The sequence below is a fragment of the Nocardioides bruguierae genome, from assembly GCF_023656415.1.
GTDB lineage: Bacteria > Actinomycetota > Actinomycetes > Propionibacteriales > Nocardioidaceae > Nocardioides > Nocardioides bruguierae.
Window position 1 is genome coordinate 17817 of sequence record NZ_JAMOIL010000036.1, and the last position, 11551, is coordinate 29367.

The window sequence follows — 11551 nt, forward strand, 5'->3', positions numbered from 1 at the left end:
TCGTCAGGGCGTGCCGGTGCCGCAGTGCCTCGCGACGATGCGGGACAGGGACTCCAGGCCCTTGGCCTCGACGTCCGGCCCGGTGCGCGGCAGCGACGACCACACGCAGACCGGCACCTCGGGGTGGGTGAAGGACAGGTGGTCGCGCACCTCGCGGCCGTCGATGCCGGGCATCCACAGGTCGGCGATGATCAGGTCGGGCACCTCGTCCGGAGTGACGCTCAGGAGTGCGTCGCGCCCCGTCTCGGCCTCCACGACGCGCAGGCCGAGGGCCTCGAGGCGCAGGCGCACGAGGGCGCGGAAGTCGCTGTCGTCGTCGACGACCAGCACGGTGGGTGACACGGGCTCTCCTGCTCCTGACCTGGGCGCGAGGCGCCGGTCCGGCGGTGCCGGCGGCTCGAGATCATCGTCGGCAGCGGGCACGTGCCCCACCAAGGGTCTGCACAGGACCTTCACGCCAGCGTGAGGACCTGCACGCCACCCCCACCGACCGACCCTGTCGGTGGGCCTCCCGGGCCTCTCAGGCCTGCCCGTCCAGCTCCTCGCGCCAGGAGTGCACGGGCTCGAACCCGAGCATCGCTCGCGCCTTCTCGATCGAGTAGAAGGTCTCCCGCTCCCCCAGCTCCCGCCGCACCTCGACGCCGGCGTAGAAACGCTCGACCACCTCGGCGGAGCTGATGGCGACCGAGGTGTCGGCGTTGGCGACGTTGAAGACCTCGTGCCCCAGGCCGTCGACCTCGAGGCACCGCTCGACCATCCGACCCAGGTCCCGCACGTCGATGTAGGCGAACAGGTTGCGCCGCCGCAGGGCCGGGTCCTCGACGAAGGCCGGGAACATCTCGGCGTACTCGTGCGGCTCGATCACGTTGTTGATCCGCAGGCCGTACACGTCCGCGCCGGTGCGGGCCTGGAAGGAGCGCGCCGTCACCTCGCCGGCGACCTTCGAGGTCGCGTAGGCGTCCTCCGGCACCGTCGGGTGCTCCTCGTCGACCGGCACGTAGAGCGGCTTGCGCTCGCCCTGGGCGAAGCAGATGCCGTAGGTGGTCTCCGAGGAGGCGTAGACGACCTTGTCGACGCCCAGCCGCGTGGCCGCCTCGAGCACGTGGAAGGTGGAGAGCACGTTGGTGGCGTAGGTGGAGGCGTCGTCGGTGAGCAGGATGCGGGGCACCGCCGCCAGGTGGACGACGGCGTCGTACCGCGGCGCCTCGGGCAGGTCGAGCTCGGCGAACGTGGCCAGCCCGGCCATGGCCGAGTACGTGGCGCCGGCGTCGGTGAGGTCGACCCGCAGATCGGCGACGTCGGGGTGCCCGAGCGGCACCAGGTCGGCGTTGGTGACCTGGTGGCCGAGCGAGGCCAGGTACGGGGCCACGTGGCGGCCGGCCTTGCCGCTGCCGCCGGTGAGGAAGATGCGCATCGGTCCTGTCTACCCGGCCCCGTGCCGCGAGGCACCCCCCGCACGAGGCGGAGCCGGTAGACGCGGCGGGTCGGCCACCGGGAGCCCGAGCGCTCCCCGTGGCCGGCCCGCCGGTCGCGGACGGCCTCGGGTCAGACGACGAGGCCGAGCAGCAGCACGAAGACGAGCCCGGAGACGGAGAGGACGGTCTCCATCAGCGACCAGGTCTTGAAGGTCTGGCCGATGTCGAGCCCGAAGTACTCCTTGACCAGCCAGAAGCCGGCGTCGTTGACGTGGCTGAGGAACACCGAGCCGGCACCGACGGCGAGGACGACGAGCGAGACCTCGGCCGTGGGCAGGTCGGCGACGAGGCCGAGCATGAGCGCGGAGGCCGTGATGGTGGCGACGGTGGCGGAGCCGGTGGCCAGGCGGATCAGCACCGCCAGGACCCAGGCCAGCAGCAGCACGGAGATCCCGGCGCCGGCGGCCCAGTCGGCCAGCAGCGTCCCGATGCCGGTGTCCACGAGGACCTGCTTGAACGCACCACCGGCGGCGACGATGAGGATGATCCCGGCGATGCCGGGCAGCGAGGACTCGATCGAGGCCGAGACCTCACGCACCGACATGCCAGCGCCGCGACCGAGCAGCAGCATCCCCAGGAGCGTGGCGAGCAGCAGGGCGACCACGGGCGTCCCGAGGACGTCGAAGGTCTGGCGCAGCGGTGCCGTGTCGTCGTCCACGGCGATGTCGACGACCGCCTTGCCCATCATCAGCACCACCGGCAGCAGGACGGTGAGCATCGTGGTGCCGAAGGCGGGGCGCGAGCCCTCGCGGTCGGCGGCGTCGAATCGCTCGGGCGCGGGGACGACGACCCAGCGACCGGCCAGCGTGCCGAACAGAGGACCGGCGACGACGATCGTCGGGACGGCCACGATCACGCCGAGGATGAGCGTGGTGCCGAGGTCGGCACCGAGGTTGCCGATGGCGGTCAGCGGGCCGGGGTGGGGCGGGACGAGTCCGTGCATCGCGGAGAGGCCGGCCAGGGTCGGGATGCCGATGGTGATGAGCGACTGCCCGGAGCGGCGCGCCACCAGGTAGATGACGGGCATCAGCAGCACGAGGCCGATCTCGAAGAACATCGGGAGGCCGATGACCGCGCCCACGAGCGCCATCGCCCACGGCAGGGTGCGCGGGGTGGCGAGGCCGACGATGGTGTCGACGATCTGGTCGGCACCGCCGGTGTCGGCCAGCAGCTTCGCGAACATGGCGCCGAGGGCGATGAGGACGCCGACGCCCGCCGCGGTCGAGCCGAACCCGGTCGCGAACGAGGTGAGGACGGGGACGGCGCCCTCGGGCGTCGCGCTCGTGGAGATGAGGGGCTGACCGGCGCCGACGCCCACCGTGATCGCGCCGATGACCAGCGCGAGGAACGGGTGCAGCTTCGCGACGGTGATGAGCAGGACGATCGCGGCGATGGCGACGAGGGCCGCACCGACGAGGCGGCCACCGGAGGTGACGGGCTCGACGAGCGTGATGTCCAGCGGCAGCGGTGCCGCGGCGACGAGGGGGATCAACGGGACTCCAGTGGTGCTTGGTCGACCAGCGCGGCGGCCGCGCGGGCGACGATGGTGTCGACGTCGGTGCTGACGTCGAGGACGATGCCACGCTCGTCGGCCGCGAGCGGCTCGAGCGTGGCGACCTGGGAGGCGAGCAGGGTGGCCGGCATGAAGTGGCCGGGCCGGGTGGCCTGCCGCTCACGGATGACCTCGACGGGGCCGTCGAGGTGCAGCAGCGCGAGGTCCGGGGCGTCTGCACGGAGCCTGTCCCGGTAGACACGCTTGAGGGCCGAGCAGGAGAGGACGCAGCCCTGGCCGTGCTCGGCGAGCCACGAGGCCAGCGCGTCCAGCCACGGCGCGCGGTCGTCGTCGTCCAGCGCCTGGCCGGCCGACATCTTGGCGATGTTGGCGGGCGGGTGGAAGTCGTCGCCGTCGGCGAACGGGACCCCGAGGCGCTGCGCCAGGGCGGCGCCCACGGTGGACTTGCCGGAGCCGGAGATGCCCATGACGACGACGGGTCCGACGCTCGCGTCGGCCGGGCCGCCCTCGGGTGCTGTGGTCGTGGTCACGCCGGAGAGTGTGCGCCTAATCATAGGATCTTTGCAACCTGGATCACTTATTAGTCGGATCATTCGAGATCTGCGCAGGTGGGAGGATGAGCGGCATGGAGTCCCGACCCGCGAGCGGAGCGCTGCACGCGAGCGTCCTGGACGCCGTCGGCGCCGCTGTCGTCAGCGGCGAGCTGGCCGCCGGCTCCGTCCTCACGCTCGAGGGGATCTCCCGCAGCCACGACATCTCGGTCTCGATGGCCCGGGAGGTCGTGCGGGTGCTGCAGCACCTCGGCCTGGTGGAGTCCCGGCGCCGGGTCGGGATCACCGTGCGCCCGTCGTCCGGCTGGAGCGTCTTCGACCCGCGGGTGATCCGCTGGCGCCTGGCCGGCAGCGGACGCGCCGCGCAGCTCGCCTCGCTCTCGGAGCTGCGCCGCGGGTTCGAACCGGTCGCGGCCGCGCTCGCCGCGGAGCGCGCCACGGCGGAGCAGGTCGCCGCCCTCGCCGGCGCCGTCCACGACATGGCCGTGCACGGTCGCGCGCAGCGGCTCGACGACTACCTGGTGGCCGACACCGTCTTCCACCGCACGCTGCTGGAGGCGTCCGGCAACGAGATGCTCGCGGCGCTCGCGGACGTCGTCGGCGAGCTGCTGGCCGGACGCACCGAGCACGACCTCATGCCCTCACGGCCCAACCCCGACGCGGTCCGCCTGCACGAGGACGTCGCCAGGGCGGTGCGCGACGGGGACGCCACCGCGGCCCAGCAGGCGATGACCGCGATCATCACCGAGGCCACGGACGCGCTGGTCGCGCAGCTCTCGGCCGACTGAGGCCTGCCGCCCGGCTAGGCGGGCGGCAGCGGGAGCGTCCGCTCGCTGAGGTAGTGCCGCGCGCTGCCGTCGACCGGGTCGGTGAACGCGAGCTCGGCCGCGAGCAGCTGGAGCGGCTCGGAGAAGTCGTCGATGTCGACGTGCCGGTCGACCGGGTAGAGGGGGTCGTCGACGATCGGGGCGCCGAGGTCGCGCAGGTGCAGCCGCAGCTGGTGCGTGCGGCCCGTGCGGGGGCTGAGCCGGTAGACCGCGAGGTCGCCGCGGCGCTCCTCGAGCTCGACCAGCGTCTCGGCGTTGACCGGTGCGCCGGGCACGACCTGCGCCAGCCCGGTGCGCGGGATCGAGGCGATGTGGTTGCGCACCGTCGTCGGAGTCTCGAGCTCGGGTCGGTAGGGCGCGAGGGCCCGGTAGGTCTTGCGCACCGTGCCGGCGGCGAACATCGACTGGTAGGCGGCCCGGTGCTCGGTGCCCGTCGTGCACAGCACGAGCCCCGAGGTGACCCGGTCGAGCCGATGCATCGTGGTGAGATCGGGCAGGTCGAGCATCTCCCGGGCCCGCACGACGAGGCTCTGGAGCACGTGGTTGCCGCGCGGCACGGTGGAGAGGAACGCGGGCTTGTCGAGCACGACGATCCGCTCGTCGCGGTGCACCACCCGCAGCTCGCCGGGCACCACGGGCTCCTCGCGCAGGTCGCGGTGGAAGAAGACGAAGACCTGCGGCTTGTAGCGCTGCTGCTCGTCGATCGGCCGGCCGTCGGAGCCCACGAAACGGCCCGCCGCCAGCAGGGCCTCGACGTCAACGCGGTCGTCGACGGCGTCCCGGAGCCACTCACCGATCGTCCGCCACGGACTGGACGCTGCGGGTCGGCGTGCGGCGTGACCAGCCAGGCCGCTTGGAGCCCGTGCCGGGGCGGGAGCGGTGAGCGGGGCACCGGCCCAGGGTAGGGACTGGACGGCCACCACCCCCGCTCGGGACAAGCTGCGTGAGGGTCCGGGCGGAGGCGGCGCGGCCGTGAAACGGATGTTTCCACCGGTTCGCGCCCGCTGGTCCACCCGCAGCGGCTCGTCCGTGCGGGTGACCCTGCACCCCGCCTCGAGCAGTCACCCTGATCCGGCTGTGAGCTGGACGCGGTTGGCTCGTCGTAGCCGCCCGCGGCGCCAGGCCGCCGGCAGCACGAGCGAGGAGCCCCCGATGCACGAGCAGGACGCCGTCCGCCCCCGGCCCCGATGCCTGCCCCGATGCCTGCCCCGACGCCCGCCCCGGGCCGCAGCCGCTGCCGCCGGCCTCGCGCTGACCTCCGCCCTGCTGGTGGCCTGCGGGGACGGCGCCTCCTCGTCACGGTCCACCGCCTCGTCCGCCGAGGGGGCGGGCGTGCCGTCGGTGACCGTCGAGGGCTCGACGGTGGCGGGTCGCGTCTCCGGTCCGTTCGTCGTGCAGGAGCTCGGCACGTTCGCGGAGCCGTGGTCGCTGGCGTTCCTCCCGGGCACCGACCAGCTGCTGGTGGGTGAGCGCAGCGGGTCGCTGCACCTGCGCGACCAGGAGAGCGGCGAGGTCGTGGAGGTGTCCGGCGTGCCCGAGGTCGTGGACGACGGCCAGGGCGGTCTGGGCGACGTCGTCCCCGGCCCGACGTTCGCCGACGACGCGGTCGTGTACCTCAGCTGGGCGGAGGCCGGGGACGGCGGCGTGGGCGCCGCGGTCGGTCGGGCGACGCTCGCCACCTACCGCGACGGCGCGGCTCTCGAGGACCTCGAGGTCGTGTGGCGCCAGACCCCGAAGGTCTCCGGCACTGGCCACTTCGGCCACCGCCTCGCGTTCTCGCCGAACGGGCAGGAGCTCTACGTCTCCTCCGGCGAGCGCCAGCTCCAGGACCCGGCGCAGGACACCACCAACACGCTCGGCACGATCGTGCGCCTCACGCTCGACGGGGACCCCGCACCCGGCAACCCCCTGGCCGACGAGGGCGGCGTGAGCGCCGAGATCTTCACGTGGGGCCACCGCAACCCGCTCGGGCTGGCGTTCGCGCCCGACGGACGGCTGTGGTCCTCGGAGATGGGCCCGGAGGGCGGCGACGAGCTGAACCTGGTCGAGGCCGGCGGCAACTACGGCTGGCCCGAGGCGTCGAACGGCAGCCAGTACGGCGGCGAGGACATCCCCGACCACACGCCCGGCGACGGGTTCGTCGCACCTGTGGTGTCGTGGGACCCGAGCATCTCGCCAGGCAGCCTGATGGTCTACGACGGCGAGATGTTCCCCGACTGGCAGGGCGACGCGTTCCTCGGCGCCCTCTCCGGCGAGGCGCTCGTCCGCGTCGACCTCGAAGGGGCGGACGCCGGCGACGTCGACGTGTTCGACCTCGACGGGCAGCGGGTCCGCGCCGTCGCCGAGGCCCCCGACGGCGCCATCTGGCTGCTGGAGGACGAAGGCTCCGGCAGGCTGTTGAGGCTCACACCCGCCTGATGCTGCTCACGCCCAGGAGTCGCGGCCGTCCCCGGTGATCGGGATCGTGGGGCCCAGCAGGACGTCGGGCCGCACCGTGGCCTGGAACAGGCCGCTCAGCCGGGCGAGCGTCTCCCGGCCGCCGCGGGCGCGGCCCTCCTGGTCGACGGCGAAGCCCTGCACGTCGATGCCGGCCGCCAGCCCGAGGTCGACCGTGCGCGGGAGGTAGAGGTCCTGGGAGACCACGACCGCGCTGCGCACCTCGAACACCTCCGCGGCCCGGCGCATCGTGGCCCAGGTGTTCGTGCCGGCGTAGTCGGTGAAGACGTCCTGTGGCGGCACGCCTGATTCGAGCACGGCGCGCCGCATGGCCTCGGGCTCGTTGTAGTAGATCTCGCGGTTGTCACCGGAGACGAGGACGGCGTCGACCAGCCCCGCCGCGTACAGCTCGACCGCACCCGCGACGCGCGCTGCCACCACGTCGCCCAGGGTCCCGTCCGGGAGCACCCGGGAGCCGGGCACGATCGCGACCTGGCTGGGCGTGACGTCCTCTGCCTCGGCCGTGACGAGGCCGTCCGTGCGGTGCAGGACCACGGCGTTGGCGGCCGCCACCAGCCCGACCAGCAGCACCGGCGCGCCCACCGTGGCGCCCAGGAGCACGCGCGACCACCACGGACGCCGGCGGCCGGCGTCCTGAGTGGGGGCAGGCGACCGGTCGGGCGACTGGTCGGGGGACGGCGGCACGAGGCTCCTCTGCAACGGGGACGGTCCCTCCATCCTGCCGGGCCACCCCAGACCGGAGAGGGGGTCTGCGACAACCCCGGAAGAGCCCGCCCTGCCGCGCGGTCGCGATCCGACGTCCCCTGGTGCCATGACCTTCAACGAGACCTTCACCCTCAGCAACGACGTCACCATCCCGAAGCTCGGGCTGGGCACCTGGTTCATCGACGACGCGGACGCCGCCGAGGCCGTGCGCCAGGCGCTGGCCGCGGGCTACCGCAACATCGACACCGCCCAGGCCTACGGCAACGAGCGCGGCGTCGGCGAGGGCGTGCGCACCAGCGACGTGGCCCGCGACGAGATCTTCGTGTCCACGAAGCTCGCCGCGGAGATCAAGTCCTACGACGAGGCCGTCGCCGCCATCGACGGCTCCCTGGAGACGATGGGGCTCGACTACGTCGACCTCTTCCTCATCCACAGCCCCCAGCCGTGGGCCGACTACCGCGGCGGCGACTACGCCGAGGGCAACCAGCAGGCCTGGAAGGCGCTCGAGGAGGCCCTGGCCGCCGGCAAGGTCCGCGCGATCGGCGTGTCCAACTTCGAGCAGAAGGACGTCGAGAACATCCTGGCCACCGCCACGGTGAAGCCGCACGTCAACCAGCTGCTCGCCCACATCGGCAACACCCCCGACGCGCTCATCGACTACTGCGAGAGCCAGGGCATCCTCGTCGAGGCCTACTCCCCCATCGCCCACGGCGAGATCCTCGAGCGCGCCGAGGTCGGCGAGATCGCCGCGCGCCTGGGCGTCTCCGTGCCGCAGCTCTGCATCCGCTACGTCGTCCAGCGCGGCACCGTGGCGCTGCCCAAGACCGCCAACCCCGAGCACATGCGGTCCAACGCCGAGATCGACTTCGAGATCTCCGAGGCGGACATGAAGGTGCTGAGCGACCTCCGCTTCGCCGACTACGGCGAGAACAGCTTCTTCCCCGTCTACAGCGGCAAGTGACGCAGCCTGACCCGATGGACGACGGCATCCCCGGTCTTGACGTGCTGCTGGCGGCCCTGGACGCCGGCAGCACCGTCACCGGCGACTCGCCCCTGCACGCGGCCATGCACCGCGCCAGCCAGGAGGCGATGAGGGTGACCGCCGAGCTGAACGGCAGCTACCACGAGCCGGACGAGGTGCGGGCGCTGCTCAGCCGGCTCGTCGGCGCGGACGTCCCCGCGTCCGTGACTGTCTTCCCGCCCCTGCACTCCGACTTCGGCCGCAACCTCCACCTCGGCGAGCGTGTGTTCGTGAACTCCGGGTGCCACTTCCAGGACCAGGGCGGCATCCGCATCGGCGACGACTGCCTCATCGGGCACAACGTCGTCATCGCCACCCTCAACCACGGCCTGGACCCCGCCCGCCCCTCCGACCTCGTGCCGGACGCCGTGACGATTGGCCGCAACGTGTGGATCGGCGCGAACGCCACGATCCTCCCCGGCGTCACCATCGGTGAGGACGCCGTCGTGGGGGCCGGGTCCGTGGTCATCCGGGACGTGCCGGCCGGCAGCGTCGTCGTCGGGTCACCGGCACGGGTCGTGCGCACCCTCTGACGACAGCTCGACCTCCGGAGAGGCAGCGACCGGCACCCCCTCGGGTGCCGGTCGCAGCGCTTCCGGAGGAGCGGGGCTCAGGCCCCGTACTCCTCGTCGGTGACGTGGTCGAGCCAGGTGACGACCTGACCGTTCTCGTCGGCCTACTGGATCGCCACGTGCGCCATGAAGCGGGACGCCGTGGCACCGTGCCAGTGTTCCTCGCCCGGCTCGATGTAGACGACGTCGCCCGGGCGGATCTCCTGCACGCCACCGTCACGGGTGGCGACGAGGCCGATGCCGTCGGTGACGTAGAGAGTCTGGCCCAGGGGGTGGTGGTGCCACGCGGTGCGGGCACCGGGCGAGAACCGGACGTGGGCACACCTCACGGCCGACTGCTCGTCGGGGTTGCGGACGCCGTCGACCTGGACCGTGCCGGTGAACCAGTCGGCCGGGCCGGGGAAGGTCTGACCGCCGCTCTGCGTGTACTTCAAGGTGATCCTCCTGGTGCTGCTCGGCGGCCCGGACGGGCCGCCACACCACCAGGACACCTCGCGCGTCGCCCGGCAAACAGGGTGGGCACGTCGGGGTTCCAGCAGAACCCGGCACGTGCGGCGAGTGCCGCGCAAAGCCAACAGCCCCTGCCTGCATCGCTGCAGGTCAGGGGCTGTCTGGTGGAGCCGCCTGTCGGAATCGAACCGACGACCTATTCACCTGTCGAGGGGTGATACAAACCGGCTCGGTCCGACTTGTGAAGGAGCAACAGGACGTCTGACCTGGCGCAACGCGAGACCTCGGAGCGCGGCACGTTGCTACAAAGAGCGGCGAATCGTGTCGTCTCTGCGGGAAACGTGTCGCAAACGTGTCACTTGGATGCCGGGACCCTCGGCCGACCGAGGCCGTCGGGGTGGCCGCGAACCCGCCCGACGGGGACCACCCGAAGAGCGACGCGCGGACCTGCTCTTCCGGGCCGAGAGCAGTCGCGAACGCTCCACCGGAATCCGTGGGCTCCGTCGTTGCACCAGCGAGCGCGGCGCCCAGGGCACCGGTCGGGCACACGGCGCCCGGCACAGCCGGCTTCGACCGGGTGCCGTCGGACAACGCAGAGGGAGCCCGTACCCCCGGGGCATTGTCCGTCGCGAGCCCGTCTCCGGCTGGCGACAGCCACGACTTGAACAGGGAGCATCCCGACGGATTTGCAGACCCCGACTCCCCCGCCGGGCACCAGCACGAACACGCGAATGCCCAGACCGCGGGCACAGATAGGGCACGAGAACGGCGGGCATGACGATCGACCTCAGGCGGCGCGCCAAACCATGTCACCAATCCGTACAGCAGACCCTCGTGGTCGGTACCGACTGAGTCGCCCTGGGTTGGTTGGAGTCTCCTTCGTTTGGAAACGAGGATGTACTCATGCCGAAGGACAGCAGCCCGGGGAAGCCGACCACGCGTCGCTACAGCCCTGAGGAGAAGGCCGCCGCGGTGCGGATGGTCAAGACTCTGCGTGCCGAACTGGGCACCGAGCACGGCACCGTCCAGCGCGTGGCAAGCCAGCTCGGTTACGGCACCGAATCGGTGCGCTTGTGGGTCCGCCAGGCCGACATCGACGAGGGCCACCAGCCCGGCACCACCACCTCGGACGCCGAGCGACTGAAGGCCCTCGAACAGGAAAACCGGGAGCTCCGCCGGGCCAACGAAATCCTGAAGCGCGCAGCGTCTTTCTTCGGGGCGGAGCTCGACCGCCAGCACAAGAAGTAGCCGCCTTCATCGACGCCAACCGCGACGACGTGGTCGCTGGCAGGCGTCTGGGGGTCGAGCTCATCTGCGCCGTGCTGCAGGTGGCCCCCAGCAGCTACTACGAGTTCAAGCAGCGGCAGCCCTCGGCCAGAGCCCGACGTGACGCCGTGATGGGCCCGGTAGTCGAGCAGCTGTGGCGGGAGAACTACCGCGTCTACGGGGCACACAAGGTCTGGAAGGCCGCCCGCCGCCACGGCCATGACATCGGCCGCGACCAGGTCGCTCGGCTCATGCGTGCCGCTGGCATCGAGGGCGTGCGGCGCACCAAGCGGGTCCGCACCACCCATCCCGAGCATGGGGCGCCGCGGCATCCTGACCTGGTCGGTCGTGACTTTACCGCGACCGCACCGAACCAGCTGTGGGTCACTGACCTGACGTACGTCCCGACGTGGTCCGGCATCGCCTACGTGTGCTTCATCATCGACGCGTTCTCCCGCACGATCGTAGGGTGGCGCGTCGCCTCGCACATGCGCACCACGATGGTCCTCGACGCTATCGAGATGGCCCGGTGGTCACGCGGCACCAACCTCGAAGGGCTCCGCTGCCACAGCGACGCCGGAGCTCAAGGTGGATTCAACTGGTCGTCGCAACACCTCGTGATGGAGGTGTGGAGTGGTACGTCGTCAGCAGGCCGCCGATCGAGCGATCCAGCCGAAGCGGCGGTCGCCTGGTCATCCGAAGTTCCAGAGGCAT

11 protein-coding genes, 1 pseudogene and 1 other annotated feature are annotated in these 11551 nt (G+C 72.0%); of the genes and pseudogenes, 5 read left to right on the top strand and 7 right to left on the bottom strand.

The annotated features are described in order from the left end of the window. Positions 1 to 3 precede the first annotated feature (3 nt). The 4 genes from M8330_RS19475 to M8330_RS19490 form a co-directional block, all read right to left on the bottom strand. Complete coding sequence (locus M8330_RS19475; RefSeq protein ID WP_250054816.1) at positions 4 to 342, bottom strand: response regulator; 339 nt, start codon at positions 340 to 342, stop codon at positions 4 to 6. 178 nt (positions 343 to 520) lie between these two features. Beyond that, positions 521 to 1414, bottom strand: coding sequence for an NAD-dependent epimerase/dehydratase family protein (locus M8330_RS19480; protein ID WP_250828684.1), 894 nt, complete (start codon positions 1412 to 1414; stop codon positions 521 to 523). 131 nt (positions 1415 to 1545) lie between these two features. Then, the gene (locus M8330_RS19485) at positions 1546 to 2964 is read right to left on the bottom strand and encodes a GntP family permease (RefSeq protein WP_372490272.1); all 1419 of its coding nucleotides are present in this window, start codon (positions 2962 to 2964) and stop codon (positions 1546 to 1548) included. Continuing rightward, on the bottom strand, positions 2964 to 3518 hold the full coding sequence (locus M8330_RS19490) for a gluconokinase (RefSeq protein ID WP_443689930.1): 555 nt from the start codon (positions 3516 to 3518) through the stop codon (positions 2964 to 2966). The genes M8330_RS19485 and M8330_RS19490 overlap by 1 nt, the downstream gene beginning before the upstream one ends. 95 nt (positions 3519 to 3613) lie before the next feature. On the opposite strand from M8330_RS19490, the gene M8330_RS19495 reads away from it, so the two are divergent. Then, positions 3614 to 4327 carry a FadR/GntR family transcriptional regulator gene (locus tag M8330_RS19495; protein ID WP_250054811.1) on the top strand — a complete coding sequence of 238 codons (714 nt, stop codon included), beginning with the start codon at positions 3614 to 3616 and terminating at the stop codon, positions 4325 to 4327. Positions 4328 to 4341: 14 nt separating this feature from the next. Here the strand turns inward: M8330_RS19495 and M8330_RS19500 are convergent, their stop codons facing one another. Continuing rightward, positions 4342 to 5091, bottom strand: coding sequence for a pseudouridine synthase (locus tag M8330_RS19500; protein WP_250828685.1), 750 nt, complete (start codon positions 5089 to 5091; stop codon positions 4342 to 4344). 427 nt (positions 5092 to 5518) lie between these two features. Here M8330_RS19500 and M8330_RS19505 point away from each other — a divergent pair, with 427 nt between their 5' ends. Continuing rightward, positions 5519 to 6784, top strand: a complete 1266-nt coding sequence (locus M8330_RS19505) for a PQQ-dependent sugar dehydrogenase (RefSeq protein ID WP_250828686.1) — start codon at positions 5519 to 5521, stop codon at positions 6782 to 6784. Between the two features lie 6 nt (positions 6785 to 6790). Here the strand turns inward: M8330_RS19505 and M8330_RS19510 are convergent, their stop codons facing one another. Beyond that, entirely contained in the window at positions 6791 to 7507 is a 717-nt protein-coding gene (locus tag M8330_RS19510; RefSeq protein WP_250828687.1) for a SanA/YdcF family protein, read from the bottom strand. A 127-nt stretch (positions 7508 to 7634) separates the two neighbouring features. On the opposite strand from M8330_RS19510, the gene M8330_RS19515 reads away from it, so the two are divergent. Both M8330_RS19515 and M8330_RS19520 read left to right on the top strand, forming a co-directional pair. Then, the gene (locus M8330_RS19515) at positions 7635 to 8489 is read left to right on the top strand and encodes an aldo/keto reductase (protein ID WP_250828688.1); all 855 of its coding nucleotides are present in this window, start codon (positions 7635 to 7637) and stop codon (positions 8487 to 8489) included. A gap of 14 nt (positions 8490 to 8503) precedes the next feature. Beyond that, positions 8504 to 9082 (top strand): sugar O-acetyltransferase, encoded by a 579-nt coding sequence (locus M8330_RS19520; RefSeq protein WP_250828689.1) that lies wholly within the window; start codon positions 8504 to 8506, stop codon positions 9080 to 9082. A gap of 143 nt (positions 9083 to 9225) precedes the next feature. Here the strand turns inward: M8330_RS19520 and M8330_RS19525 are convergent, their stop codons facing one another. Then, a complete protein-coding gene (locus tag M8330_RS19525; RefSeq protein WP_250828690.1) occupies positions 9226 to 9555 on the bottom strand; it encodes a (R)-mandelonitrile lyase in 330 nt (109 codons plus the stop codon). A gap of 919 nt (positions 9556 to 10474) precedes the next feature. On the opposite strand from M8330_RS19525, the pseudogene M8330_RS19530 reads away from it, so the two are divergent. Next, positions 10475 to 11424 (top strand): annotated as a pseudogene (locus M8330_RS19530) (IS3 family transposase); the annotation flags it as partial. Then, positions 10774 to 10908: a sequence feature (AL1L pseudoknot), on the top strand. It overlaps the preceding pseudogene by 135 nt. Positions 11425 to 11551: the final 127 nt, after the last annotated feature.